We start from the raw sequence: 24748 nt of genomic DNA, 5'->3' as shown, positions 1-24748 counted from the left end.
CTAAAGATGCACAAAATCCCGGTCGAAACTCTTCAGGCTTGCCCCGCCGTCCACGAACAAGGTCTGGCCGGTCATGCTCTGCGCCCCGGCAAGGAAAGCGACGGTATCGGCGATATCGCCGGGTGACGGCAGCACACCGAGCGGCATGGCGGCGGCGATGCGGGCCATCTGCGCGGCATCGTAATCGGCAGTCGGCAGGGTGAGCCCCGGGGCAACGGCATTTACCCGGATATGCGGGGCGAGCGACACCGCCAGTGTGCGCGTGGCGGACGCCAGCGCCGCCTTCGACAGGCCATAGCCGAACTGGTCCGGGACAGGATTACGGATGCGTTGGTCGATAATGTTGACGACGCTCCCCGTCCCGCCCGACCGGTGCAGCGCCAGCGCCAGTGCCACCGGGGCCGCCGCATTGACCGCGTGATGCGCCGCGATTCTCGCAGCGGTCGCGGTCGCGGCCGTGTCATCGACAAAGCGCGAGGCGTTATTGACGAGCAGGTCGGGTGCGCGACCGAAATGCGCCGTAACCACCGGGATCAGCCCCTCGACGGCCGAACTATCTGCGAGATCGGCGACGAACCCATGCCATGCAGTGCCATATTTCGCGAAGGCCGCCGCCAGTATCGCGTCGGGTTCAGCATCGTGCGCGCCGTGGATCGCCAGCGCCCAGCCGTCCGCCGCCAACCGCGCCGAAATCATCGCGCCGAGGCGACGATGGCCGCCGGTGACGAGTGCCAGCTTCATTTGCGATAACGCACGCGGCGGATGCCGATGGCCTCGCCGTTTTCGCTGAGTGCCAGCTTGACGATCGACACTTCGACCCGCGCCACGCGGGTGTCGCCGTACATCAGGGTTTCGGCGATATGGTCGGCGACCGCCTCGACCAGCTTGAAATGCACGCCCGGGGGCAGCGCGGCGGTCGCGGCGTGTTTCAGGTCCATGTAATTCTTGGACGCGCTCAGCGGGGTGTCCGGGTCGAACCGCTCGGGCGCGTCGAGATCGACCGTGATGGAGATTCGCAAAGGTTGCGGCAGGTGCGTTTCCTCGGAGAAAATCCCGGTCAGCACCGGGACTTCGAGGTCGTGGACGCAAAGCTGGAGAAGGTCGTTCATGTCGGGCGCCCCCCTAGCGCCGCTTTCAATTCGCGCAAAGGCCGTTAGAGGCGCGCGTCCCATGACGATTCGACTTGCTCCCTTGTCCGATGCCGATCCACAGGCGGTCGAAAACCTGCTCGATGCGGCGTTCGGGATCGACCGCCATTCACGCACGGCATACCGGATCCGCGAGGGGATGCCGGTAATCGACGCGCTGAGCTTTGCGGCATTTGCCGAGGATGTGCTGGTCGGCTCGATCCAGAGCTGGCCGGTCGCACTCGGCGACGCCGCCGTCGTGCTGGTCGGCCCTGTCGCCGTCGCGCCCGACCGGCAACGCGCAGGCGTCGGGCGTAAGCTGATGGAGCGGTTGATCGAAACCGCGCCGGAAGCACCGATGGCGATGATCGGCGACCCCGAATATTATGGGCGGTTCTTCGGCTTTACGGCGGAGGCGACGGGGGGTTGGGCCGTGCCCGGGCCGGTCGAGCGGCGGCGCTTGCTGGCCCGCAATGCGGAGGGCCTGCCGCGCACCGGCACGCTCGGGCCGCGCACCTTTGCGCTGGGCGAAGTCAACGCCTAAGCCGCGTCCATGCCGATGGATGCCCCGCCCGACCTGACGACGATGTCGCTCGCCGAGGTCGCGCGCGCGGTTGCCGAAAAGCGCCTGCCCCCGGTCGAAAAATGGAACCCGACGCATTGCGGCGACAGCGAAATGCGGATCGCGCGCGACGGCACCTGGTTTCATCAGGGGTCGCCGATCGGGCGCGTAGAGATGGTGCGGCTGTTTTCGACGATCCTTCGTCGCGAACCCGATGGCGGCCATGTGCTGGTGACGCCGGGCGAGAAGCTCGACATCGCGGTCGAGGATGCGCCGTTCATTGCAGTCGAGGTGAAAAATGAGGGCGCGGGGACCGGCAGGTCGCTGGCCTTCCGGCTCAACACGGGCGATCTCGTGGTCGCGGGGCCAGAACACGGCTTGCGATTCGAAGACCGCGAGGACGGGCCGCATCCTTATTTGCATGTGCGGGGCGGGCTGGAGGCGTTGGTCGCCCGGTCGGTCTATTACGAGCTCGCCGAAATGGCGCTCGATGACGGGGCCGACCCGCTTGGCGTGTGGAGCGGTGGCGCATTCTTCCCGATGGTCGCATGAGTCTGGCCGAGCGGCTGCGCGCCAGCCTGTCCGCGACCGAGGGGCATGCCGTGCCCTTCGCCAACGACATGCGCCGCGCGGTGGCGGGGCCGGGGACGCCCGCCGCCGTGCTGATCGCCGTCACCGACCGGCCCGAGCCGGGGCTGATCCTGACGCAGCGGCCTGACACGATGCGCCATCACGCGGGGCAGGTCGCGTTTCCCGGCGGGCGGGTCGATCCGGGCGATGCCGATGCAGTCGCAGCGGCCCTGCGCGAGGCGGAGGAGGAGGTCGAGCTGGCCCGGTCTGCGGTCGAAATCGTGGGCAGTCTCGACCCGTATCGCACGATCACCGGCTATGACATCGTGCCGGTGCTGGGCGTGATCGCGCCCGACCTGCCGCTGGTCCCGCATGTCCGCGAAGTGGCCGATGTGTTCGAGGTGCCCCTGGCGCACGTCCTCGACACCGCGAACCACGGTACGCAAACAGTGATGTTCGAGGGCAGCCAGCGGACCTATATCGAGATCATGTGGGGGCAGCGACGCATCTGGGGCGCGACAGCGGCGATGCTGGTCAATCTGGGGGCGCGCCTGAAATGGTAGTGCTGCCTGAAGCCGGTTGGCGGACGCGCGCCGGGATGGCGGCACTGATCGCGGCGCTGGGCGGGCCGGACGACGCGCGCTTCGTCGGCGGCGCAGTGCGCGACAGCTTGCTGGGGCTGCCGGTCAGCGATGTGGACGTGGCGACACGGTTGCGGCCCGACGACGTGATGGCGCGGCTGAAGGCGGCGGGGATCAAGGCGGTGCCGACCGGCCTCGCGCACGGCACGGTCACGGCAGTGACCGACGGCGGGCCGGTCGAAGTGACGACCTTGCGCCGCGATGTGTCGACCGACGGCCGCCACGCGACGGTCGCATTCAGCGACGACTGGCAGGAGGACGCCAGCCGCCGCGACTTCACGATCAACGCGCTTTATGCCGATCCGGTGACGGGCGCGGTGTTCGACTGGTTCGGCGGGCTGGCCGATCTCGACGCGCGGCGGGTGCGTTTCATCGGCGATCCGCTGACCCGCATTGCCGAGGACCACCTCCGCATCCTGCGCTTCTTTCGCTTTCATGCGCGCTTCGGGGCGGGTGCTCCGGACGCGGCGGCGCTGGCGGCCTGCACGGCACGCGCGAACGACCTGATGGCGCTGAGCCGCGAACGGATTGCCGCCGAACTGCTCAAGCTGCTCGCGGCGGACGATCCCGTGCCCGACGTGCGCGTGATGATCGAACAGGGCATTTTCGTACCCGTCCTGCCCGAAATCGTCGATGCCGCACCGCTCGCCGTGCTGGTCGCGCGCGAGGCAGCGGCCGGGGTGGCGGGCGATCCGGTTCGGCGGCTATCGGCGTTGATTGCGCCCGATCCGGCGCTCGCCCGCGACATCGCCGCGCGGCTGAAATTGTCGAACCATGTTGCGAAGCGTCTCGCGACAGCCGCCGCACGCCACGATGACCGTCCCGATGCGCTCGCCTATCGATATGGACCTGAAAGCGCGGTCGATCTCGTCCTGCTCGGCAACGGACCAGAGGCGGAAGCGCGCAAGCTCGACGCTTGGCAACGCCCGCAGCTCCCGCTCGGCGGCGGCACCCTGATTGCGCGCGGTTTGGCCCCCGGCCCCATCGTCGCGCGCACCCTGGGCAGGATCGAAGACCGCTGGGTCGAAGCTGGCTTTCCCGACGGCCGCGTGCTCGAGGCCATCGTCACCGAAGAACTCAGCCGAGCGCGCTGAGCGCAAACGCCAGCGCGGCGTCGCCGCCGAGCGGGCGGCTGAAATGATAGCCCTGCCCCGTCGTGCACCCGAGCGCCGCCAGCAACCGCGCGGTTTCCGGCGTCTCGATCCCCTCCGCGGTCGTCGACATGCCGAGCGCCTGGGCCAGGCTGAGGATGGCGCGAACAATCGCGATGCGGTCGGGGTCGCCGAGCATGTCGGTCACGAAACTCCGGTCGATCTTGAGCACGTCGATGGGCAGTTTTTGCAAGGACGCGAGGTTGGAGAAGCCCGTACCGAAATCGTCCATCGCCACCTGCGCATCGCACGCCTTCAGCGCATCGAGCATCCGCGAGGCGCGGTCCGGGTCGCTGACGATGACACCCTCGGTCAGTTCGATCGACAGCCGGTGGCCGCTCATCCGGTGCGCGGCGAGCGCACCTGAAACCATCGCTGCAACATCGTCGCGCGCGACCTGGATCGGCGACAGGTTGACGCCCATGTAGAGTGGCAAGGTGTAGGCAGCCGTCGCATCCCACGCCGCCAAGGTCCGCATCGCCCGGTCGAGCGCCCAGCGCCCCAGCGGCACGATCAACCCGCAATCCTCCGCAACCGCAATGAAATCGCTGGGCGGAATAGCACCGTCGGGATGGTCCCAGCGCGCCAATGCCTCGAACCCCGAAATCTGCCCCGTTGCCAGCGAAAACAGCGGCTGGAAGGCGAGCGACAGTTCGTCGCGCTCGATGGCGCGGCGCAGCTCGGTCTCCATCGTGAACCGGCGGCGCGCCGCGTCGAGCGCGGCCGGCTGATACACCTCGACCCGCTTCGACAATTTGGCCGCTTTCAGCGCGAGCTGGGCATGGCGGAACAATTCCTCCGCATCGTCGGTAGCGCCGCCGTCGGTGGCGAGCACGCAACCGATGGCGCAGTCGATCTTGATCTCGAAGTCCGACAGGCGGAACGGCTGCGACAGGGCCGCCTCGACCCGTCGCGCGACATGAAGGACGTCGCCGGGTCCATCGTCGATCCGCACGGCGATGGCGAATTCATTGGCGCCGGTGCGCCCGAGCAGGTCGGTGCCGCGCAACTGGCCGAGCAGGCGGCGCGCGACAGTGATGATGAGCTCGTCGCCGCCCAGCGACCCCATGCATTCGTTGACCCGGCTGAACCGGGCGAGATCGACCAGCACCAGCGCTTGGCCGTCCGCGCCGTCATCGGCAATCCGCAGGTCGAGTCCTTCGACAAATCCCGCGCGGTTGGCGAGACCCGATAGCGGGTCGGTCAGCGTCTGGCGGCGCAGCGATTCGCCCGCGCGGACTTCGCCGGTACGCTCGAGCAACGTCACCAGTACGCGCCGTCCGAATTCGGAACCGGGCGTCACCGGCGAAACCGTCACGGTGAAATGCCGCCCCTCGATCAGCCCGCCGTCGCGCCACTGGAAACGCTCGCTGCTGCTTTCTCCCGACAGGACGCGTCCTACGGCATCGGCTGCGCCGATACGCCGCAACAATTTGTCGGCACGTTTGCATGCTGTCGCTTCGAGTTTGGCAAAACCTGCGTTCGACGCACGGATGTCGAGCCGGCTGCCCCGCATCGCGACGATGGCGGCAGGCAGAGGCAGCGCATCGATATAGGCTTGTCGCTCGGCGACATCGCGCGGCCGGTCACGTCCCGAAGGCGCGCGCGTTGCCATGGGCGATTGTTCCGCCGGTTTACGTAGAGCGACCTTCACCCGCCGATTGTATGTGACAAAGCGTTAAATCGTGCTGAAAGCAGGATTCAAGTCAGAATTTGTTATCTCTCGGAAATCCCGTCGGTGGCGAACGCCCGATGGCCCCGCGTGCGGCGCGCCACGGCATCAGGTCGGTTTCGGAACGGGTCCGCCCGCTGTCGCCGCCCATCGCCCAGCTCAGTCCTTCCGACAGCACGATGGTCTTGGCATCGGTTAGGCTGCCTTCACGGAATTTCTGGAGCTGTACCCCCTGCCCCCGCCCCATTTCGGGGAGTTCGGACAGCGGGAAGATCAGCAATCGTCGGTTGTTGCCGATAGTTGCCACCGCATCGTCGGTCGCGCCGATCGGGCGGACGACGATGAGCGTGGCACCGGGGCGCAGATTGACAACCTGTCGCCCTTTGCGCGTCTCGGCGATGACGTCGGCGACCTTCGCGATGAACCCCCGCCCGTCGCTCGCCGCGAGCAGCAGCCGGGTGTCGGTCCGCGCGGCAAGCAATTGCACAATCCCGATCTCGCCGGGCAGATCGACCATCAGCCGCACCGGCTCGCCGAAACCGCGCCCGCCCGGCAATTTATCCCCGCCGAGCGTGTAGAACCGCCCGTCGGCGGCGGCCACGACGATCTTGTCGGTTGTCTGGGCATGGAGCGCGAAAGCGGGGCCATCGCCTTCCTTGAATTTCGACATGTCGGCCCCGGCCAGATCGGCATGGCCCTTCAGCGCGCGGATCCAGCCCTTTTGCGACAGGATCACTGTGATCGGCTCGCGTTCGATCATCGCGTCGAGCGGGATATCGCGCGGCGGTGCTGCTTCCTCGACCGTCGTGCGACGTTTGCCCAGCGACGTCTCGGGCGCATAGCGCGTGCGGAGACCGGCCAAATCCTTCTTCAACCGCGTCTTCTGCCGCGCGGGGCTTTCGATCAGCGCAATCAGCTCGGCGCGTTCCTTCCCCAGCTTCTCGCGTTCCGACTTCAGTTCCATTTCCTCGAGCCGTCGTAACGAGCGCAGCCGCATGTTGAGAATGGCCTCGGCCTGCCGGTCGTTGAGCGCGAACTCGGCGATCATAACGGGCTTGGGCTCATCCTCGGTGCGAATGATCTCGATCACGCGGTCGAGGTTGAGGAAAGCGATGATGTAACCGTCGAGCAATTCGGTGCGGTCGTCGATCTTCGACACCCGGTGCTGCGCGCGGCGGACCAGCACTTCGATCTGATGGACCAGCCATGCCTCGAGCACCGCCTTCAGGCTCATCACACGCGGCGTACGGTCGGCTCCCAGCACGTTCATGTTGAGCGGCACACGGACCTCGAGCTCCGACATGCGGAACAGGCTTTCCATCAGGACGTGCGGGTCGACTGCGCGGCTGCGCGGCTCGATAACGAGGCGGATATCCTCGGCACTTTCGTCGCGGACATCGGCAAGAATCGGCAGCTTCTTGTCGTTGACCAGCGCGGCCAGCGCCTCGATCAGCTTGCCCTTCTGCACACCGTAGGGAATTTCGGTGACGACCGCGATCCAGGTGCCGCGACCCTGATCCTCGACCGACCAGCGTGCGCGGACGCGGAACCCGCCGCGACCGGTCGCATAGGCCTGCGCGATCAGCGCGGGCGGATCGACGACGATCCCGCCGGTCGGGAAGTCCGGCCCCTGGACGAACTCCAGCAGCTCGGCATCCTCGGCGCGGGGGGTGTCGATCAGATGCGTCGCGGCATCGATGACCTCCGCCACATTGTGCGGCGGAATACTCGTCGCCATGCCGACCGCGATCCCGCTGGCGCCGTTCGCCAGCAGGTTCGGGAACAGCCCGGGGAAGATTTCGGGCTCTTCCTCCTCGCCATTGTACGTAGGTTTGAAATCGACGGTGCCGTCATCGAGTCCAGCCATCAGGTCGATGGTCGCCTGTGTCAGCCGCGCTTCAGTGTAGCGATAGGCGGCGGCATTATCGCCGTCGATATTGCCGAAATTGCCCTGCCCGTCGACGAGCGGATAACGCAGCGCGAAATCCTGCGCGAGACGAACCATCGCGTCGTACACCGACTGGTCGCCATGCGGATGATATTTGCCGATGGTATCGCCGACAACGCGCGCGCACTTCTTATAGGCTTCATTAGGAGCCAGCTTGAGCAACCGCATTGCCCAAAGCAGGCGGCGGTGAACCGGCTTCAGTCCGTCGCGCAGATCGGGCAGCGACCGCGCCGTAATCGTCGACAGCGCATAGACCAGATACCGGTCGCTGAGCGCGGTATCGAACGGGGCATCGACGATATGGTCGAAGGGGTCGGCGTCGTCGCGGGTGTTAGTCATTGCCCGCCACCTAACAGCGGCTTTTCGATTAGGCGATAGGGTGCCGTCGCCGGTCGAATGCCGAAACCAGATGAGGCATCAGCATATGGGGGACCGTGAGAATCGACAGCGTCACAAAACTGGCGACAATCGCTCCATCGCTTGCCGTTATCGATGCCCGGTGCCCAAAAATGAGCGCCGCAATGCCGAGGGCTGCCAGAGTGACAGCTGCAATTTCCAGCGTCCAGCGCAAATGCGACCTGTTTTTCGTCCTTGTTAGACCGGCGACGAGCTGCGTCGGCGAATGCGACAGGCAAAAGAACAGCGCAAACCCGACAATCGGTGGCAGCAGGATCATGGCGAGGAGTGACATCGCTGTTTCAACGGCTTTTGCACGGCAATCCGCAAGGTATATTCCGACCAGCGCCGCGGCCAGAGAGATCGGCGCGACGAGGATGCCGACGTCCATCCATATCGCCGATGCCGAAACGCCCGTCAGGCGGACATAGATATCGCCGACTTCGGCACGATGCAGGAAAACCGGTGCCGTTAGCATTGCGACCGCCGTACCGACGGCAAAAAACGAAGGCAGCGTATCGTTCCAATCCTCGGCAAAATGGATGCAGGCAAGGACGAGGAACACGCCGAGCGCGAGTGCAGGCGCGGCACGCCACGCGAAATACATCGTGGCTGCGCAGCCGAGATAAAGCAAAACGACGGCAATCGTCCGGTGCACCCCCGTGCGGGCGGCGTTGTTCAACAGCGAAATGTCGAGGCTGCCATGCGGCAAACCGAAGAGCAGCAGCGCGAGACACGCCATCGTCGTCGCGGCTGGACCGTTCAGGCGGTAGCCGTCCAAATGCAGACAGAGCGCAAGGGCAAGCATGGCAGCAAGCCCTGCTTGCCGCCATGAAAAACGATCGAGCGAAGCCGTGCGGCTCCGCCCGATCTCTGGCGCGTTCGATTGTGCGACCCGAAGCGCCATTCTGCTCAGCCTGCGCGGACCGGCGTGCCGTATTCAGCTTCCGACTTACGCACGGCGATGATGTAGATGAGCACGCCCACACCCGCCTTGGCGATGATGTCGGCAATCGTGTAGCCGACCTGCACGCCCGTCACGACGTTGCCGCCGCTCAGGTTGGTGTAGGGAATCATGTAGACGATGGGATAAAATCCCCAGGATGCGAAGGTCAGCAGGCGGGCCTTCTTGACCAGCTCACGCACATTGGCGGGCTGGCGCTCGATCGACTCACCCAATCCCTTGAACAGCTGGAACATGACATAGGCGAATGGAATCGCCGACAGCGTGCCCCAGATCGCGCGGGTCGTGTTGTCGGTCGCGATTTCGCCCGGATAGCCGAGGATCACCATCAGCGCCGCCGCCGAGCCGAGCTTTACCGACTTCGACATGGTTTCGTCCTGCGACAGGCGCATGACGAGCACGAGTTCGATCAGCAGCAGCGGCACCGTCAGCAGCCAATCGACATAGCGATAGGCATCGTTGAACGCGACGTTCGTCGCCGTAACCACACCGTCGGCAAGGCCGTAGGCGGCGTTCCAGCTCTCGAAAATGCGGAAATAATGATAGGCGGCAATTGCGCAGACCAGCCCCGAAATCGTGAGGGCCGTCTTGTAGGCCGGGCCGACTTGCGACCGACCGAGCCACAGGAACAGGGTCGCCGCCGCCATCGTGGCAAAGGTGAAAGAAAAGGCATTGTACACGAGCGAAAACTGCCCGGCAGTCAATTGGGTCATCGGTCACTCCAGTCAGAGCGGCTCCGGCAGTCGGCCGTCCGCAAACAAATCGTGAGCGGTGCTGGCCGGCCAAGGGGGGGTCAAGCCGGCCAGCACCCCCTGCGCAGGGTGACGGAGAGACGGAACGTCCGCAGGGGTGCTCACAGGCAGTCAAGTGCGCCCGAAAAGCGGTGACAGCTATACGGACTTTAGGCGGTAGTCAGAGCCCGGCTTCGACCGCGATCCGGATCGCGTCGGCAGTGTTGCTGGTGCCCAGTTTCTGGAACAACAGCGACCGGTGCATCTTCACGGTTTTTTCGCTAAGCGACAATTGCCAGGCGATCTGCTTGCTGCGGTATCCAGCGGCAATCCGCTGCAAAACTTCGCGCTGGCGTGGCGACAGTGTTTTGACCACGGCAACTGCGTGCGCGTGGCGCGCAGATAGTGGCCCTACCGCATCGTCGGGCAGTTCGACTTGCGAGCCCAGAAAATATTCGAGTTCACCGTTGGCATCGAATACCGGGGCGACCAGAACGGCGTTGCGAAACGGTGTCTGATCACGCTTGTAGTTCAGGATTTCGACGAGCACCGGGCGACGCTCGCGCACGCCTGCACTGATCCGCTCGGTCAGCCATGGCTCGGTCGCGGGGCCAGCCAGAAACTTGCAATTACGGCCGATGATTTCATCGACGGGGTAGCCGGTCAGCCGACAAAAGGCGTCGTTAACGGCGACGATCGGGTTCGTTGGCAGACGTGGGTCGCTAATAACCGCCGCAATCGGGCTTATCCGGATGGACGCCAGCAAGCTTTCGCCGTCAGCGTCGAGGTCGTAACCGCGCACCGCTTCCATACCGCGCGCCCTACGCCCATCGCACAGCCATGTCCAAGTCGATGATTGCGCGGGCAGGGTCAGCCGCCCAACCTATGGCAGGGAAGCAAGTGTGTGCACCTTTCTGTGGTCCTTGCGGGCCGCCTTCCGACTTTTAGCAACGGCTTGAGAATTCACCCTTTTCGCCAAGCCAGATCGCATGGCATCCCCGAACGGTGCGATCAGCGCACCGCGCAGGCCATGCGGATTACTCATTCCCTCGACGCCAAAGGTGAGCGGCTCGCGCTTTGAGTGGGGCTGGTGGAGCGTGCCCGCCAGCCAGTCGAATACCGCCAGCGTATCGCCGAAATTGCGGTCGTGGTGCTCGGGCGCGACCGAATGATGGATCTGGTGGTGCGCGGGGCTGAGGATCAGCCGACCCCAAGCTCCGCGCCACGAAATCCAGACGTGCGAGTGGTGAAGGTGCTTGATCGTGAAGATCGCGGCAATCGTCACCGCATTGGTCCCCGCCACGGTCAGCGGCGACACACCCACGCCGATCAGCCAGCGCATGACGCCCGCCATCACCCCGGTGACGACCGCGACGATATTGTAGAACACGATGCTGTCGACCGGATGGACGCGGAACACGGTCAGCGGCGACAGCGTCTCGGCGCTGTGGTGAACCTTGTGGAATGCCCAGAGCGTGGGGATTTTATGGCTGAGCAGGTGATCGAACCAATAGGCGAACTCATAGGCGAGCCAGAGCGTGAAGGTCATAGCAGCGACGGCAAGCCATGACGGCAGACCGAGGTCGAGCGGCGCTCCAAGCACCGCCGCGACCGCAGCCGCAATCCCGACATGCGACAACACCGCCCAGCCGAACAGCGCGCTGCTGACGAACACCGCGAGCAGGGTGAAGCCCATATCGGCGCGGGCGGAGGCACCAAAGACACGGTGGCGCGGGAACATCGCACGCGCCATCGCGCGCAGCGGCACCGCGCGGCCCGAGTGTTTTGCCAGCGCGACTGCTACCGCAATCGCCAGCGCCGCGAGCAGTGACCACAGCGACAGCGACGACCCCGGCGACAGCAGGAGCTGCGCCGTACGGTCGGCCAGGGTCGAGGCGAAATCGCGGATCACACCTTGTCTTAGCGCGCGCGTGGTAAACCGGAGGTCAACGGGGCCGCAGCACGCTTCGCCTTAATACGGCCTTTATTATGCCACACTTTTGCCATATTTACACATTGCCCGCAAAAGCATATCGTCCGAGTCGGATTTAACGCGGGAGAGGTTCGATGCGTACCACTGCTCTGTTGCTGCTGTCCGGTTGCCTGATCGTCGCCGGGTGTTCCAAAGCCCCCACCGAAACGAGCGCGGGATCAGGCACCTCCGCCGATGCCTCCGCCGAACAAGCCCCCGGGATCGACCCGTCGGTCGCGCCGGGCGTGGCGTTCGATTTCGCCTACGGCTTCACCCTGCCCGAGCGGCAGATTGCGACGGTACAGGAGAGCCATGCGGCACTGTGCGGACAGCTGGGCATGGCGCATTGCCGTGTCACTGCCGTGCATTTCGACAAGGCGCGGGGCGGTAATGTCGAGGCCGACATGACTTTCCTGCTCGATCCTGCACTCGCGTTCGGTTTCGCGCGCGACGCGACGGCCTTGGTCGAAAAGGCCGAGGGATCGCTGGCGACCAGCCGCGTGACCGGTGAGGACGCAGGCAAGGCCATTGTCGCGGGCGACAAGTCCGCAGATGGCATGGGCGCCGAACTCGCCAAGCTCGACGCGCAACTGCGTATTCCCGGCCTGTCGAAGGATGCGCGGGGACAACTCGTGGCGCGCTCGGGCGAAGTGCGCGCACAACTCCGCGAACTCGGCGAAACGCGCGATGCCAAGGTCGAGAGCCTCGCAACCACCCCCGTCCGCTTCAACTATGAAGTCGCGCCTGCTGCGCTCGGCGATGCGTGGAAACAGGGCGTTAGCAGCGGTGCCGGGTCGGGCGCCGCGATTGCATCCATGCTAGCTTACCTGCTCGGCGCACTATGGCCTTTAGCGTTGCTCGGCGGCATGGCATGGTTAGGCGTCCGCCGCTTAGGCAACCAGAAGGAAGCAGCGGCTGCACCTTTCGAAAGCTGAGCCTCATAGGTGAGAAAGGCACCCTTCCCGGCGGGAAGGGTGCCTTTTGATAGGGTTTCGTCGAACGACGGCCTATTTGTCGTCCTTGACCCCGACCGTCGGCACGTCGATCGTCGTTTTCTTGGTCTCGAGCTTCGGGACGGTCACGCTGGTTTTCGTCGTTCCCACCACGATTTCCTTCGACTTCACGTTGACGTCGGGAAGGTCGCCGCCCTTGACGCTGACCGTAGGCAGATTGCCGCCCTTGACCGATGCGCTCCAGAACCCGGTAGCGAACAGCACTCCCACGATAGCGACAATCGCGATCAGCACGACGGCGATCATGGTGCCGCCGTTGCTGCGGCGCGGTTCGACATAAGGCTGGTTGTTGTCGACGCGCGTCGTGGTCCCGTCAGGGTTGCGAATTTCGGTCATGCGATCCTCCTGTTTAATTTAGTGAATCGCAGAACGAGTCGTTCCATCGAATGTTCCGGCAATGAACCTACGCCGTAAACACATTCCAGTTCGTCGCCGCGGCAAGGCGTTCGAGCGCCTCGCTGCCGAGCTTCGAATTGCCGCGCGCGTTGAGGCCGGGCGACCATACCGCAATGCTCGCCTTGCCCGGCACCACCGCAAGGATGCCGCCGCCGACGCCCGACTTGCCGGGGATGCCGACGCGGAAAGCGAATTCGCCCGATCCGTCGTAATGGCCGCAGGTCAGCATCAGCGACAATATGCGCCGCGCGCGCACCGGGGTTACGACCGCGCGCCCGGTATCGGGATTGATCCCGTCCATCATCAGATAGCGTCCGGCCATCGCGAGCTGGCGACACGACATGGCGATGGCGCATTGGTGGAAATAGACTTTGAGCGCGTCGTCCACGCGGTGCGCCATGTTGCCGAAGGCGCGCATGTAGTTGGCGAGGGCCACGTTCCTGAAACCGGTATCGGCCTCCGAATTGGCGACCGCGCTGTCGATGAAGACGCTGCCGTCGCCGCTGACGAAGCGGACGAAGCGCAGGATATCGCCGATGGCGTCGCGCGACTCGCCGCTGCCCAGCACGACATCGCTGACCACGATGGCCCCGGCGTTGATGAACGGATTGCGCGGAATGCCCTTTTCCGCCTCAAGCTGGACAACCGAATTGAACGCCGATCCCGACGGCTCGACCCCCACGCGCTGCCACAAGTCGCCGCCAACCTTCCCCAACGCGAGGGTGAGCGCGAACACCTTCGACACCGACTGGATCGAGAACGGCACTGCGGCATCGCCGCCGGTATGGACGCTGCCGTCGGGCGTGACGATGGCAATACCGAACTGCGCGGGGTCGATACACCCGAGCGAGGGGATATAGTCGGCGACCTTGCCGCGATCCTGCGCCGTCGCAGCCTCCGACACGATCCCGTCGACGATTGACTGCAAGTCGAGGGTCACGGGTGTGCCCGGTTCCAGGCATCGATAGCGGCGAGATGCGCGCCCTGCTCGTTGTCGGGCAAGAACGACCCCGTAAAACTGTTACGCGCGAGCGCGAGCAGTTCTTCGCGCGACAGGTCGAGCGCGTCGGCGACGCCGATGAAATTCGCGTTCACATAGCCCCCGAAATACGCCGGGTCGTCCGAATTGACCGTCGCCGCCAATCCTGCATCCAGCATCGTCTTTAGAGGATGCGCGTGCAGGTCGTCGACCACGCACAGTTTCAGGTTCGACAGCGGGCAGACGGTCAGCGTCATCCCCGAGGCCGCCAGCCGCGCGACCAGCGCCGGGTCTTCGAGCGAGCGGTTGCCATGATCGATGCGGTCCACGCCGAGCACGTCGAGTGCCTCGTAAACATAAGCCGGCGGCCCCTCCTCGCCCGCATGCGCTACGAGTTTCAGGCCCAGCGAACGGGCGCGGGCGAAGACGCGCGCGAATTTGGCGGGCGGGTGGCCGTTTTCCGACGAGTCCAGACCCACGCCGTGGATGCGTTCGAGATGCGGCAGGGCCTGATCGAGCGTTGCCTCTGCCTCTGCTTCGCTCAGATGGCGCAGGAAGCACATGATGAGGCGCGAGGACATGCCCCATTGCGCCTGCGCCGCGTCGAGCGCGCGGGTGATGCCGCCAATCACCGTCGCGAACGCGACACCGCGTTCGGTATGCCCCTGCGGATCGAAAAAGATTTCGACATGGCGCACCGCATCGGCGTGGACGCGCGCGAGATAGGCCATGGTCAGGTCGTAGAAATCATTCTCGGTCAACAGGACGGCCATCCCCTGATAATAGATGTCGAGAAAATCCTGCAGGTTGGAAAAGGCATAAGCGGCGCGGACTTCCTCGACGCTCGAGAAGGGGATCGCGACCCCGTTGCGTTCGGCGAGCGCGAACATCAACTCTGGTTCGAGCGACCCCTCGATATGCAAATGCAATTCGGCCTTGGGCAGTCCGGCGATAAATTCGCGACGGTCTGCGGCACTGGCGAACCCGTTGCTCATGCGTCCACCGCCTGTTCGCCCAGGATGATCGCCACCTCGGGCTTGTACGCGCGGATTTCGGCTTCGCTCAACCCGTCGATTTCGTGCGGGAACACCAGCCACTCCTCGGTCGCATGAACGTAAAAGTCGGGCTTCAGCGCCGTCCGGTTGCGCGACGGCTTGTACCACACCGTCGCAATCCGCACCTCGCGCGGCATATTGTGGCGGCAGCGCACCGCGAGCTCGCGCAGGAACGCGGCAATGCTGCGCCCGCTGTCGAACACGTCGTCGATGACGAGCAAACGGTCGTCCGGCCCCAGCGTGTCGATAAGATAGCCGAGCGCGAACACGCGGACCTCGGCGTCCTGCCGGTCGATCCCCGAATAGGACGAGGTCCGCACCGCGATATGGTCGCACGGCACGCCCTTATATTCGAGCAGCTCCTGCACTGCGATGCCGACGGGCGCCCCGCCGCGCCAGATGCCCACGAGGTGCGTCGGCGCAAAGCCGCTGTCGACCACCTGCATGCCGAGACGGAATGAGTCGGCGAGAAGATCGTTGGCGGTAAGGTAGATTTTTTCGGTCATGCACGCTGCTTCACAGCGATGCGCGCCGACCGCAACCCAATTCCGTTGCACCGGTCGTTCCGCCCGATTTGACCTCGTTCCGTGTGTGAAATAACGTAAACCGAGTCTTGGGGAAGATGTCGGGGCATGGCACAATTTTCGACGGCGCGCCGCGACTGCGCGGCGCATATGCTGGACCAGCGCATTCCATCGCGGCGCGCGATCGTGAAATTTCTGTCGCGCCTACATCTGACGCGCGCGCGCGAAGAGGCGCTCATCGCCGCCGCACCCGATCGCGAAGTGCTGCGCGATCACATTTTCCCGCAGGTAGCCGCAGCGGGCGGACGCATCCTGCTTGCGGGCGTGCGCGGCTATACGGCCGATTATCCCGCACGGGTAACGACACACGGGGCGGAGTGCTGGACGATCGATTACGATCCCGCCGCCGCGCCGCACGGCGTGCCCGGGCGTCATGTCACCGGCGACATCGGCGCGCTCCCCGAGTTGCTGCCCGATGTGCGGTTCGATGCGATTTTTCTGACCGGACTGTTCGGATTCGGGGTCTATGGCTATGCGGCCCAGACGCGTGTCGTCGATGCCTGTACTACGTCGCTGAACGGCGGCGGCCTGCTCGTGATCGGCTGGAACGACCGGCGCGGACATCCTGGCGTGATCGAGGAACTCGCGATGCGCGGCTTGGCGTATGCTCCGCTCGGCGATTTGCCGCCGCGCATCTGGATCGACGACAGCGACTATAATTTCGCGTTCCTGCGCCGCACCGCGCACTGACCCGGCGCGTTTGCGCGCTGCTTCCCGCCCCGCTATAGCGCCCCGCGAAGCCCCGGCCGCCCGCTCGACGCGCGCTTGCCGGGGCATATTGCTTTGTTGCGAACAGGAATTGCCATGACCCGCCGCCGCCAGATCTACGAAGGCAAGGCCAAGATTTTGTACGAAGGGCCCGAGCCCGGCACGCTGATCCAGTATTTCAAGGACGATGCGACGGCGTTCAACGCCCAGAAAAAGGGGACGATCAACGGCAAGGGCGTGCTCAACAACCGGATTTCGGAGCATATCTTCACGCTGCTCGGTACCATCGGCGTGCCGCACCATTTCATGCGCCGCCTGAACATGCGCGAGCAACTGATCCGGCAAGTCGAGATCATCCCGATCGAAGTCGTCGTCCGCAATGTCGCGGCGGGCTCGATCTCGACGCGGCTCGGCATCGAGGAGGGGACGCAGCTGCCCCGCACCATCATCGAATATTATTACAAGGACGACGCGCTCGGCGATCCGATGATCACCGACGAACATATCGCCGCGTTCGGCTGGGCGTCGCAGGACGAGATGCACGACATCGCCGACATGGCGATCCGGATCAACGACTTCATGTGCGGGCTCTTCGCCGGGATCGGCATCAAGCTGGTCGATTTCAAGCTCGAGTTCGGGCGCATCTGGGACAATGACTACGCCCGCGTCATCCTCGCCGACGAGATCAGCCCCGACGGATGCCGCTTGTGGGACATGGCGACCAACGAAAAGCTCGACAAAGACCGTTTCCGCCGCGACCTGGGCGGTGAAGTCGAAGCCTATCAGGAAGTCGCGCGGCGGCTGGGTTTGCTGCCCGAGGGTGCCGATAATGTCGTGCTCGATCTGGATGCCCAGCGGAAGAAGCGGGGACGGTAGTTTCAACCCTCTCCGCCGTGCGGAGAGGGCGATGCGAAGCATCGGGAGAGGCACGACCGCGTGCACTTCAATCCTCTCCCGGCTGCGCTTCGCTTCGCCGCCCTCTCCGCAAAGCGAAGAGGGTTTGAACACTCCTAAACTCCCCACAAAAAGTAACGGCCTTTAGCGCTGCGTTAACCATTCACGGCTTACTCCATGGGGGACCGGGCTTCACAGGCCCCTACTGGAGCGACCCCGATGCGTAATCTCGCGATCCTGCTGCTGACTGCCACTTCGCTGACCGCGTGTAGCGGCGGCGACACCCAAAGCGCGAGCGGCACGGCCGTTTCGAGCGGCACCAGCGGGACCGGGACAACGGCGGCGACCGACCCCTATGCCGAATTCGTCACGCCGACCGCGCCGCGCACCTATCAGGGCATCGGCGGCACGCTGGTGATGGATTACAATACCGACGATCGCACGGTCACCAATGGTGCCAGCCCTTTCCCGGGCGACGATTCGCAACAGGGCTATGCCTTTGGCGGTTATTCCTCGACCGTCCGCAGCAGCAAGATTTCGCTGAGCTACGACCCGCGCGATGCAATCTTCACGCTGGTCGTCAAGGACGTGAACAACAACAACACCGACACCCGTTTCCAGGACCCCGCTTCGCGCACCGACTTTGCCGGGGCCCGCACGCCGCAATGGGGCGTCGACGATCTCAGCGGTTATGGCGGCATCGGGCAGAATTCGAACTATGCCTATCTTCAAGCAGGCGACGGCGACCCGCGTTCGCTGTACCTCGCCAGCGGCTCCGGCTTCGTCATCTATGGGGACAACAACACACCGCCGCGTCCCGGCAATTCGGCAGTGGCCGCAAGCTATCAGGCCACCAACCTGTTCTTCGAACGCCCCGGGACCAACGGGACAAAATACGTCTCGCTCGCGGGCTTCATCCGCAACGCGTTCAGTTGGCAGCCACAAACGCTCAGCACCGGAAAGACGATCGGTCAAACCATCTGGCACCTCGAACGTGGTGCCTTTGCTTATGGTCTGCAGACCGACCAGAATGCAGTGCCCAAGACCGGCAGCGGCACCTATACCGGCACGATGCTCGCAACGATGGTGTTCAATCCGACACTCGACGCCGGCACAGGCTCCTATCCTAATTACTTCCAGTGGATTTCGGGTACATCGTCGACGAGTGTCAATTTCGCGACCGGCGCAGTAGGTCTGAAACTCGACGGTATCGTCGGGCGTCCGATCTACGACTACCAGACCTCGCCGCAGCAGAGCACGATTGCGCTGGGGACAACCTTCACCGCATCCGGCACCGCGACCATCGACCTCGTCCGGACCGGCGGCTTCATCGGTCAATTCCAGTCGGCCCGCTTCGGTGCGACAACCAATGGCTATAGCCCGATCGTCAACATCGCAGGATCGACCATTGACGGCGCGTTCTTCGGCCCTGCGGCAGAGGAAGTCGGCGGCGGGTTCCGCATCGTCGGCGGCAACCCCGACCAGCGCATCGACATCGTCGGCGCGTTCAAGGGAAAGAAGCCCTAAGGTGCGCGCAGCGCTCGCCCTTCCGCTCGCCGTCCTGTCCCTTTCCGGAGTTCCCCTAGCTGCCGCGCCGCTGGCCGAAACCTGCGCCAATGGCACCTGCCAGATTCAGCTGACCCCCGACCAGCTGCTGGGCCATGCCTCGGCGCTGGTCGAACAACGCCGCTTCGAAGAGGCGCGGCCCTTCATCGCCGCTTTGCGTCAGGCACCGTCGGCGGGAATGGAAGCGCATTTTCTGGCCGGATATGTCGCGGTCGAAACCGGCGATACCGCGACCGCGATCAAGGAATTCCGCGCCTCGCTCGCCATCGATCCGAAACAGACACGCGTCCGCCTCGAACTCGCGCGCGCGCTGATGATGCAGGGCAAGGACGGCGGGGCCGCCTATCATTTCCGCCTCGCCGCGCAGGACGGCGCGCTGACTCCCGAAATCCGTGCGACGATTCAGGCGCAGCGCGGCATTTTGCGCGACCGGCGTCCCTGGCACGTCTCGACCGAATTCGGCTTTGCGCCCGATACCAACATAAACAGCGGCACCAGTGCCGAGACCGTCGATCTCGTCGTCGGCAACCAGACGATTCCGCTGACCCTCGACGAAAATGCCCGTGCGCGTTCGGGCCTGGGGCAGACCGCCAGTATTTCGGCGGGTTGGCGCTTCAAGATCGGCGAGCGCGGCGCATTTCTGGTCGATGGCGACGCGCAGGGAGTGAACTACAAGGGCACCGCCAACGACGATTATACCGTCCAGCTGGCCGCCGGACCCGAATTCCGCCCGTCGGAGGAAACCTCCATCTCGCTGCAGGGGCTGGGGCTTCAGCGCTGGTACGGTGGCGACCGCGCCGTGACTCAACTGGGTGCACGCCTCGCCGTCCAGCATACGATCGGCGACGACCAGCGGGTCGGACTGACGCTCGATGCCCGCCATTCGGCCTCTGGCTTTCAGGAGGCCTATTCGGGCTGGAATTTCGCGCTTTATGCCACCTACGAGCGCGTCGTCGCGCGGTCGCTGATCGCCAGTGCCAGCCTGTTCGCACGCGCCGACCGGCTGAACGAGGAAGCCTATTCGAGCAAGGAATTCGGCCTGTCGCTGGGACTAGGCGGCGAACTGCCGCACGGGATCAACGCCGGGATTACCGGCACCGCGAGCCGCGCGACCTATGGCGCGCCGCTCGCCGCTTTCTCGGACACGCCGCGCGCCGACTGGCGGCTGTCTGGCCGCATCTACGCGGGCGTCCGTGCGCTCCGCGTCATGGGGTTTTCGCCCAGCGTCAGCTATACCTACACGCTCAACGCCTCGTCGCTGTCGCTCTATGAAAGCAAGCGGTCGCGCTTCGCGTTCAACCTCGCCCGCTATTTCTAGCCGCGCGCGCGGTACCCCGCGAGCACCCCGAACGCGAAAGTCGCGAACAGGGCGAGCTTGATACCGCCGTCATCGTCCGAATAGCCGAGCACCTGCGGCCCGAAGACGAACAGGCACACGAACAGCGCGGTCGCAATGAATCCCATGTCGGACGTGTCCTTTGGCTGTAAAGCCTGCGCCGATTCTCCTAAAAATCGATGAACACTTGCCCGTGCGCGGCCCCGCGTTCATAGGCTGCCCCCCATGAAAATCCGTGTCATCGTCACGCTGAAACCCGGCGTCCTCGACCCGCAGGGCAAGGCCATCCACCATGCACTCGAAGGGCTGGGCTTCACCGGCATCGACGATGTCCGGCAGGGCAAGCTGATCGAACTCGACGTCGCCGAGACGACCAGCGACGCCGATCTGGATGCGATGTGCAGCAAGTTGCTCGCGAACACAGTCATCGAGAATTACCGGATCGAGCGGTGACCAGAAGCGCGGTCATCGTCTTTCCCGGGTCGAATTGCGACCGTGACCTGGCGGTCGCGCTGGAAGCAGTCACCGGAACAGCGCCCGCGATGGTGTGGCACCGAGAAACCGCCCTGCCCGACGGACTCGACATCATCGGCGTGCCCGGCGGATTTTCGTACGGCGACTATCTCCGCTCGGGCGCAATGGCGGCGCGGTCGCCGATCATGCAGGCGGTGATTGCGGCGGCGGGAGAAGGACGCACCGTACTCGGCATCTGCAACGGATTTCAGGTGCTGACCGAAGCGGGACTTCTGCCCGGCGCGCTGATGCGGAACGCGGGCATCCGCTTCGTCGGGCGCGATGTGCGGCTCACCGTCGCCAACAGCCAGACGGCCTTCACCAGCGGCTACGCCAATGGTGAGACCGTCACTTTCCCCGTCGCCCACCACGACGGCAATTACTTTGCCGACGCGGCCACGCTCGACCGGCTCGAAGGCGAAGGCCGCGTCGTGTTTCGCTACGCCGAGCCCGTCAACGGCAGCGCACGCGACATTGCGGGCATCGTCAACGTAGGCGGCAATGTGCTCGGCATGATGCCGCACCCCGAACGCATGATCGAAGCCGCGCACGGGGGCACCGACGGCCGGCGACTGTTCGAGGGATTGCTGGAGCTGGCCTAAACTGCCGCCCGGAACGGCGTGAAGTCGGTGCCCTCGTCATACACGTCCACGCCCTCGCGGGACTTCAGGAAGCCGACCACCGCATAGGTGACCGGCGTCAGCAGGATTTCCCAGAGCACTTTTAGCGCCCAGTTGACGGCCATCACCGATACGACGGTCGATGTCTCCCACACGCCCAGAAACGCCAGCGGGTAGAAGATCAGGCTGTCGACCCCCTGTCCGAACACCGTCGAGCCGATCGTCCGCATCCACAAATGCCTGCCCTGCGTCGCGATCTTCATCTTGGCCATGACGAACGCATTGACGAACTCGCCCGCCCAAAACGCCGCGACCGAGGCGAGGACGATGCGCGGCACCTGCCCGAATACGCTCTCGTAAGCCGCCTGCCCTTCCCAGCCGGGTGCGGGCGGCAGCGACACCACGACCCATGACATGAACGCCATGAACAGGACAGCGGCAAACCCCGCCCAGACACACCGGCGCGCGCGTCCGTAGCCGTACACCTCGGTCAGCACGTCGCCGATGATGTAGCTCAAGGGGAAAAACAGAATCCCCGCACCGAAAGTGAATCCCCAGATCTGCGCCGGCTTCGCGGCCCCGATCACGTTCGACAGCAGCAGGATCGCGACGAACGCCGCCATCACGAAATCGAAATAGCGAAAGCCGTCGCGGCCGACATCGCGCGCGCTGACATGTTTCGGGGGGGCGTCGGTGCTCATGGCTGGAGCCTAGGAGCAATCGGCGCTACGGCACAAGCGACGCGCCCGTAGCTCAGCTGGATAGAGCACGAGACTTCTAATCTTGAGGCCACAGGTTCGACTCCTGTCGGGCGCGCCATTTCCGTTCGGCGATGCACAAATCCCCCTCGCTATCCGTGTTATAGCCTTGTAATACACCGACTGCGATGATCGACCGTACCGATGTCCTTGATCCACCGTCGGCGCCCGTTCCGGGCCGGGAGCAAGGCTTTGCCGATCCCGCAGCGTACCCCGGATTGCAGCCGGGGCAAGATCAACCGCCGCCGTCCAAACTTCGCAGCCGGTGGCGCTGGGTCAAGCGCGGGTTTCAGGCGTTCGTGCTGCTGTTCGTCGTGCTGTTCGCCTGGCTCGCGCTTACCGCGCCGCTGTCGAAATCGCTTCAGCCGATGGTGCCGCCCAGCGTGACCTTGCTTGCCGCCGACGGGCAGGCGATTGCGCGAAACGGCGCCATTGTCGACCGGCCGGTCAAGCTTGCTACGCTACCGAAGCACGTTCCGCAGGCGTTCATCGCGATCGAGGACCGCCGTTTTTACAGCCATTGGGGCGTCGATCCGCGAGGCCTGGCGCGCGCCGCTTGGAACAACCTTCGCGGCGGCGGCACCCAGGGGGGCAGCACCATCACACAGCAGTTCGCGAAAATGACCTTCCTCACCGCCGACCGCAATCTGTCGCGGAAAGCGCGCGAAATGCTGATCGCGTTCTGGCTGGAAGGCTGGCTGACCAAGGACGAAATCCTCGAACGCTATCTGTCGAACGCCTATTTCGGCGACAATGTCTACGGCCTGCGTGCGGCATCGCGTCACTACTTCAACCGCCAGCCCGAAAAGCTGACGCTGGCGCAGGCGGCGATGCTGGCGGGGCTGGTCAAGGCACCGTCGCAGCTCGCGCCGTCGCGCAACCTGTCCGGCGCGCAGGCGCGGTCGCAGCTCGTGCTGGCGGCGATGGCCGAGACCGGCGCAATCACGCCCGCGCGCGCCGCAGCGACCGATCCGGCGACGCTCAATCTGTACAACCGCTCGCAACTGCCGACCGGCACCTATTTCGCCGACTGGGCACTGCCACAGGCACGCGCGACGGCGGAGGACGCCTATGCCGATGCGAAGATCACCACGACGCTCGACGCGCGGTTACAACGGCTGGCACGTGCTGCAGTCGGACGCGCAGCGCTGGGCAAGGCGCAGGTCGCGCTGGTCGCGATGCGGACCAATGGCGATGTCGTCGCGATGATCGGTGGGCGCAGCTACGACGCGTCACCCTTCAACCGTGCGACCCAGGCGCGGCGACAGCCGGGATCGACGTTCAAACTGTTCGTCTATCTCGCCGCGCTGCGCTCCGGCATGACCCCCGATTCTATGATCGACGACAGCCCGATCCTCGACAGCAGCTATCGCCCGAAGAACAGCAGCGAACATTATCGGGGCGAGATCACGCTGCGACAGGCGTTCGCGCGGTCGAGCAACGTCGCCGCCGTCCGGCTATACAAACAACTCGGCCCCGAAATGGTGATCGAGGCGGCGCGCGATCTCGGCATCCGCAGCAAGCTGACCGCCGACCCGACGCTGGCGCTGGGTTCGTCTGGGGTGAGCTTGCTCGAACTCACCTCCGCCTATGGGTCGGTCGCGGCAGGGCGCTGGCCGGTGTCGCCGCACGCCGTCGAACAGCCCGAACCCGGACTCCTCGACCGTCTGCTCGCAAGTCGCCGGACTTTCGGCGACACCCAGCACGACCAGCTGCTCGACCTTTTGCGAACGGTCGTCACCGACGGCACCGGACGGCGCGCCAATCTGGCGATCAAGGCTTATGGGAAGACCGGCACCAGTCAGGACAGCCGCGACGCCTTGTTCGTCGGCTTTGCGGGCGATCTGGTCGTCGGTGTCTGGGTCGGCAACGACGACAATACGCCGCTGAAGGGGATCAACGGCGGTACGGTCCCGGCGCAAATCTGGCGCGACTTCATGAGCGGGGCGATTCCCGGCGCGCGCGCCGCCGCGCCGGTTGCCAAGCCTGTCGAGGTGCCGCTCGACATCCCCGCCGACCTCAACATTCCGCTCGGCAACGATACCCAGTTGCAGATCGAGAACGGCCAGAGCGTCACGCTTCGCGGCGAAATCGGCGGGACGCCGCTCGATGTGCGGCTCGACAAGGACGGGATATCGGCTGGACCTCGCGCACGGCCGGAAGATCGCGAAAAGCGGTGACGCGTTGAAATGCCCAAACGCCTGAAAATTTTCTTTGACGGCGGGTGCCGACCGAATCCGGGACCGATGGAGGCCGCCGTCGTTGCGCGTGGGGTAACGCATTATTTCGATGACCTCGGCGATGGCACTAACAACGACGCCGAATGGCTGGCGCTTATCGCGGCGCTGCGAGTGGCGCAGAGGCTCGGGGTGACGGATTTCGTCCTGCTCGGCGATTCGGCATTAGTGGTCGCGCAGGCCAATGGCAGGCAACGCTGCCGCACTCCCGCGCTTCAGGCACATCTCGACGCGTTTGAAGTCATCGGCGACGTTCGGACGGTTCGAGTTCGCAAAATCGCGCGGTCGCAAAACCTGGCGGGCATTGCGCTCGACCGGCGGCGGCACGCGGCGGGTATCGCACGCGCGGCTTGAC

Annotated in this window: 27 protein-coding genes and 1 tRNA gene; 14 read left to right on the top strand and 14 right to left on the bottom strand. The window is 64.8% G+C overall.

Features of this window, described 5'->3' with window-relative positions:
- Positions 1-741, bottom strand: a complete 741-nt coding sequence (locus M0209_RS00730; protein ID WP_258886263.1) for an SDR family oxidoreductase — start codon at positions 739-741, stop codon at positions 1-3.
- Positions 738-1109 carry a dihydroneopterin aldolase gene (locus M0209_RS00725; RefSeq protein WP_258886262.1) on the bottom strand — a complete coding sequence of 124 codons (372 nt, stop codon included), beginning with the start codon at positions 1107-1109 and terminating at the stop codon, positions 738-740. Before M0209_RS00725 ends, M0209_RS00730 begins: the two co-directional genes overlap by 4 nt.
- Positions 1110-1170: 61 nt before the next feature.
- Between M0209_RS00725 and M0209_RS00720 the strand changes: the two genes are divergently transcribed.
- The 4 genes from M0209_RS00720 to M0209_RS00705 are packed head-to-tail and all read left to right on the top strand — an operon-like array spanning position 1171 to position 3994.
- Positions 1171-1671, top strand: coding sequence for a GNAT family N-acetyltransferase (locus tag M0209_RS00720; protein ID WP_258886261.1), 501 nt, complete (start codon positions 1171-1173; stop codon positions 1669-1671).
- Between the two features lie 9 nt (positions 1672-1680).
- Positions 1681-2241 carry a DUF1285 domain-containing protein gene (locus M0209_RS00715; RefSeq protein ID WP_258886260.1) on the top strand — a complete coding sequence of 187 codons (561 nt, stop codon included), beginning with the start codon at positions 1681-1683 and terminating at the stop codon, positions 2239-2241.
- Positions 2238-2822: a CoA pyrophosphatase gene (locus tag M0209_RS00710; protein WP_258886259.1), complete on the top strand. Its 585-nt coding sequence runs from the start codon at positions 2238-2240 to the stop codon at positions 2820-2822. The genes M0209_RS00715 and M0209_RS00710 overlap by 4 nt, the downstream gene beginning before the upstream one ends.
- Positions 2816-3994 carry a CCA tRNA nucleotidyltransferase gene (locus M0209_RS00705; RefSeq protein ID WP_258886258.1) on the top strand — a complete coding sequence of 393 codons (1179 nt, stop codon included), beginning with the start codon at positions 2816-2818 and terminating at the stop codon, positions 3992-3994. The genes M0209_RS00710 and M0209_RS00705 overlap by 7 nt, the downstream gene beginning before the upstream one ends.
- Here the strand turns inward: M0209_RS00705 and M0209_RS00700 are convergent.
- The 6 genes from M0209_RS00700 to M0209_RS00675 all read right to left on the bottom strand — a co-directional run bounded on the left by M0209_RS00700 (position 3978) and on the right by M0209_RS00675 (position 11674).
- Positions 3978-5666 carry a bifunctional diguanylate cyclase/phosphodiesterase gene (locus M0209_RS00700; RefSeq protein ID WP_258886257.1) on the bottom strand — a complete coding sequence of 563 codons (1689 nt, stop codon included), beginning with the start codon at positions 5664-5666 and terminating at the stop codon, positions 3978-3980. The genes M0209_RS00705 and M0209_RS00700 overlap by 17 nt on opposite strands.
- Positions 5667-5757: 91 nt before the next feature.
- Positions 5758-8010 (bottom strand): DNA topoisomerase IV subunit A, encoded by a 2253-nt coding sequence (parC, locus tag M0209_RS00695; protein ID WP_258886256.1) that lies wholly within the window; start codon positions 8008-8010, stop codon positions 5758-5760.
- Positions 8011-8038: 28 nt separating this feature from the next.
- Positions 8039-8848 (bottom strand): Brp/Blh family beta-carotene 15,15'-dioxygenase, encoded by an 810-nt coding sequence (locus M0209_RS00690; protein ID WP_258886255.1) that lies wholly within the window; start codon positions 8846-8848, stop codon positions 8039-8041.
- A 131-nt stretch (positions 8849-8979) separates the two neighbouring features.
- Positions 8980-9744, bottom strand: a complete 765-nt coding sequence (locus M0209_RS00685) for a bacteriorhodopsin-like (RefSeq protein WP_258886254.1) — start codon at positions 9742-9744, stop codon at positions 8980-8982.
- Between the two features lie 199 nt (positions 9745-9943).
- A complete protein-coding gene (locus tag M0209_RS00680) occupies positions 9944-10573 on the bottom strand; it encodes a LuxR C-terminal-related transcriptional regulator (protein WP_258886253.1) in 630 nt (209 codons plus the stop codon).
- A 72-nt stretch (positions 10574-10645) separates the two neighbouring features.
- The gene (locus tag M0209_RS00675; protein WP_258886252.1) at positions 10646-11674 is read right to left on the bottom strand and encodes a sterol desaturase family protein; all 1029 of its coding nucleotides are present in this window, start codon (positions 11672-11674) and stop codon (positions 10646-10648) included.
- Positions 11675-11829: 155 nt separating this feature from the next.
- Here M0209_RS00675 and M0209_RS00670 point away from each other — a divergent pair, with 155 nt between their 5' ends.
- Positions 11830-12669 carry a hypothetical protein gene (locus M0209_RS00670; protein WP_258886251.1) on the top strand — a complete coding sequence of 280 codons (840 nt, stop codon included), beginning with the start codon at positions 11830-11832 and terminating at the stop codon, positions 12667-12669.
- A gap of 72 nt (positions 12670-12741) precedes the next feature.
- Here the strand turns inward: M0209_RS00670 and M0209_RS00665 are convergent, their stop codons facing one another.
- The 4 genes from M0209_RS00665 to M0209_RS00650 form a co-directional block, all read right to left on the bottom strand.
- On the bottom strand, positions 12742-13083 hold the full coding sequence (locus M0209_RS00665; RefSeq protein ID WP_258886250.1) for a hypothetical protein: 342 nt from the start codon (positions 13081-13083) through the stop codon (positions 12742-12744).
- Between the two features lie 67 nt (positions 13084-13150).
- Positions 13151-14083: a glutaminase gene (locus tag M0209_RS00660; RefSeq protein ID WP_258886249.1), complete on the bottom strand. Its 933-nt coding sequence runs from the start codon at positions 14081-14083 to the stop codon at positions 13151-13153.
- Positions 14080-15117, bottom strand: coding sequence for an adenosine deaminase (locus M0209_RS00655; protein ID WP_258886248.1), 1038 nt, complete (start codon positions 15115-15117; stop codon positions 14080-14082). The genes M0209_RS00660 and M0209_RS00655 overlap by 4 nt, the downstream gene beginning before the upstream one ends.
- Complete coding sequence (locus M0209_RS00650; protein ID WP_258886247.1) at positions 15114-15683, bottom strand: phosphoribosyltransferase; 570 nt, start codon at positions 15681-15683, stop codon at positions 15114-15116. Before M0209_RS00650 ends, M0209_RS00655 begins: the two co-directional genes overlap by 4 nt.
- Positions 15684-15809: 126 nt before the next feature.
- Between M0209_RS00650 and M0209_RS00645 the strand changes: the two genes are divergently transcribed.
- The 4 genes from M0209_RS00645 to M0209_RS00630 all read left to right on the top strand — a co-directional run bounded on the left by M0209_RS00645 (position 15810) and on the right by M0209_RS00630 (position 20247).
- Positions 15810-16451 (top strand): hypothetical protein, encoded by a 642-nt coding sequence (locus M0209_RS00645; RefSeq protein ID WP_258886246.1) that lies wholly within the window; start codon positions 15810-15812, stop codon positions 16449-16451.
- Positions 16452-16565: 114 nt separating this feature from the next.
- Entirely contained in the window at positions 16566-17345 is a 780-nt protein-coding gene (gene purC / locus M0209_RS00640; protein ID WP_258886245.1) for a phosphoribosylaminoimidazolesuccinocarboxamide synthase, read from the top strand.
- A gap of 237 nt (positions 17346-17582) precedes the next feature.
- Entirely contained in the window at positions 17583-18890 is a 1308-nt protein-coding gene (locus M0209_RS00635) for a transferrin-binding protein-like solute binding protein (protein WP_258886244.1), read from the top strand.
- A gap of 1 nt (position 18891) precedes the next feature.
- Positions 18892-20247 carry a surface lipoprotein assembly modifier gene (locus tag M0209_RS00630; protein WP_258886243.1) on the top strand — a complete coding sequence of 452 codons (1356 nt, stop codon included), beginning with the start codon at positions 18892-18894 and terminating at the stop codon, positions 20245-20247.
- On the opposite strand, the gene M0209_RS00625 is transcribed toward M0209_RS00630, so the two are convergent.
- Positions 20244-20393 carry a hypothetical protein gene (locus M0209_RS00625; protein WP_258886242.1) on the bottom strand — a complete coding sequence of 50 codons (150 nt, stop codon included), beginning with the start codon at positions 20391-20393 and terminating at the stop codon, positions 20244-20246. The two genes, M0209_RS00630 and M0209_RS00625, sit on opposite strands and share 4 nt — an antisense overlap.
- Before the next feature lie 97 nt (positions 20394-20490).
- On the opposite strand from M0209_RS00625, the gene purS reads away from it, so the two are divergent.
- Positions 20491-20718 carry a phosphoribosylformylglycinamidine synthase subunit PurS gene (purS, locus tag M0209_RS00620; RefSeq protein ID WP_258886241.1) on the top strand — a complete coding sequence of 76 codons (228 nt, stop codon included), beginning with the start codon at positions 20491-20493 and terminating at the stop codon, positions 20716-20718.
- Positions 20715-21380: a phosphoribosylformylglycinamidine synthase subunit PurQ gene (purQ, locus tag M0209_RS00615; RefSeq protein WP_258886240.1), complete on the top strand. Its 666-nt coding sequence runs from the start codon at positions 20715-20717 to the stop codon at positions 21378-21380. Before purS ends, purQ begins: the two co-directional genes overlap by 4 nt.
- Here purQ and M0209_RS00610 read toward each other — a convergent pair.
- Entirely contained in the window at positions 21377-22099 is a 723-nt protein-coding gene (locus M0209_RS00610) for a queuosine precursor transporter (protein WP_258886239.1), read from the bottom strand. The two genes, purQ and M0209_RS00610, sit on opposite strands and share 4 nt — an antisense overlap.
- A gap of 41 nt (positions 22100-22140) precedes the next feature.
- On the opposite strand from M0209_RS00610, the gene M0209_RS00605 reads away from it, so the two are divergent.
- The 3 genes from M0209_RS00605 to M0209_RS00595 all read left to right on the top strand — a co-directional run bounded on the left by M0209_RS00605 (position 22141) and on the right by M0209_RS00595 (position 24747).
- A tRNA-Arg gene (locus M0209_RS00605) sits at positions 22141-22217 on the top strand.
- Positions 22218-22284: 67 nt separating this feature from the next.
- Positions 22285-24336, top strand: coding sequence for a transglycosylase domain-containing protein (locus M0209_RS00600; protein ID WP_258886238.1), 2052 nt, complete (start codon positions 22285-22287; stop codon positions 24334-24336).
- A 9-nt stretch (positions 24337-24345) separates the two neighbouring features.
- Positions 24346-24747 carry a reverse transcriptase-like protein gene (locus M0209_RS00595; RefSeq protein ID WP_258886237.1) on the top strand — a complete coding sequence of 134 codons (402 nt, stop codon included), beginning with the start codon at positions 24346-24348 and terminating at the stop codon, positions 24745-24747.
- Position 24748 lies beyond the last annotated feature (1 nt).

This window comes from Sphingomonas sp. SUN039 (assembly GCF_024758725.1).
Lineage (GTDB): Bacteria > Pseudomonadota > Alphaproteobacteria > Sphingomonadales > Sphingomonadaceae > Sphingomonas_O.
Note: the sequence above shows the minus strand (reverse complement) of the source record. Positions and strands in the feature narration are given on the sequence as shown.

Coding starts and splice junctions, on each gene's coding strand:
- purS (WP_258886241.1), top strand. CDS start 20,491: ATGAAAATCCGTGTCATCGTCACGCTGAAACCCGGCGTCCTCGACCCG.
- M0209_RS00680 (WP_258886253.1), bottom strand. CDS start 10,573: ATGGAAGCGGTGCGCGGTTACGACCTCGACGCTGACGGCGAAAGCTTG.
- M0209_RS00670 (WP_258886251.1), top strand. CDS start 11,830: ATGCGTACCACTGCTCTGTTGCTGCTGTCCGGTTGCCTGATCGTCGCC.
- M0209_RS00685 (WP_258886254.1), bottom strand. CDS start 9,744: ATGACCCAATTGACTGCCGGGCAGTTTTCGCTCGTGTACAATGCCTTT.
- M0209_RS00625 (WP_258886242.1), bottom strand. CDS start 20,393: ATGGGATTCATTGCGACCGCGCTGTTCGTGTGCCTGTTCGTCTTCGGG.
- M0209_RS00645 (WP_258886246.1), top strand. CDS start 15,810: ATGGCACAATTTTCGACGGCGCGCCGCGACTGCGCGGCGCATATGCTG.
- M0209_RS00710 (WP_258886259.1), top strand. CDS start 2,238: ATGAGTCTGGCCGAGCGGCTGCGCGCCAGCCTGTCCGCGACCGAGGGG.
- M0209_RS00600 (WP_258886238.1), top strand. CDS start 22,285: ATGATCGACCGTACCGATGTCCTTGATCCACCGTCGGCGCCCGTTCCG.
- purC (WP_258886245.1), top strand. CDS start 16,566: ATGACCCGCCGCCGCCAGATCTACGAAGGCAAGGCCAAGATTTTGTAC.
- M0209_RS00655 (WP_258886248.1), bottom strand. CDS start 15,117: ATGAGCAACGGGTTCGCCAGTGCCGCAGACCGTCGCGAATTTATCGCC.
- M0209_RS00635 (WP_258886244.1), top strand. CDS start 17,583: ATGCGTAATCTCGCGATCCTGCTGCTGACTGCCACTTCGCTGACCGCG.
- M0209_RS00595 (WP_258886237.1), top strand. CDS start 24,346: ATGCCCAAACGCCTGAAAATTTTCTTTGACGGCGGGTGCCGACCGAAT.
- M0209_RS00705 (WP_258886258.1), top strand. CDS start 2,816: ATGGTAGTGCTGCCTGAAGCCGGTTGGCGGACGCGCGCCGGGATGGCG.
- parC (WP_258886256.1), bottom strand. CDS start 8,010: ATGACTAACACCCGCGACGACGCCGACCCCTTCGACCATATCGTCGAT.
- M0209_RS00730 (WP_258886263.1), bottom strand. CDS start 741: ATGAAGCTGGCACTCGTCACCGGCGGCCATCGTCGCCTCGGCGCGATG.
- M0209_RS00700 (WP_258886257.1), bottom strand. CDS start 5,666: ATGGCAACGCGCGCGCCTTCGGGACGTGACCGGCCGCGCGATGTCGCC.
- M0209_RS00720 (WP_258886261.1), top strand. CDS start 1,171: ATGACGATTCGACTTGCTCCCTTGTCCGATGCCGATCCACAGGCGGTC.
- M0209_RS00650 (WP_258886247.1), bottom strand. CDS start 15,683: ATGACCGAAAAAATCTACCTTACCGCCAACGATCTTCTCGCCGACTCA.
- M0209_RS00665 (WP_258886250.1), bottom strand. CDS start 13,083: ATGACCGAAATTCGCAACCCTGACGGGACCACGACGCGCGTCGACAAC.
- M0209_RS00610 (WP_258886239.1), bottom strand. CDS start 22,099: ATGAGCACCGACGCCCCCCCGAAACATGTCAGCGCGCGCGATGTCGGC.
- M0209_RS00725 (WP_258886262.1), bottom strand. CDS start 1,109: ATGAACGACCTTCTCCAGCTTTGCGTCCACGACCTCGAAGTCCCGGTG.
- M0209_RS00715 (WP_258886260.1), top strand. CDS start 1,681: ATGCCGATGGATGCCCCGCCCGACCTGACGACGATGTCGCTCGCCGAG.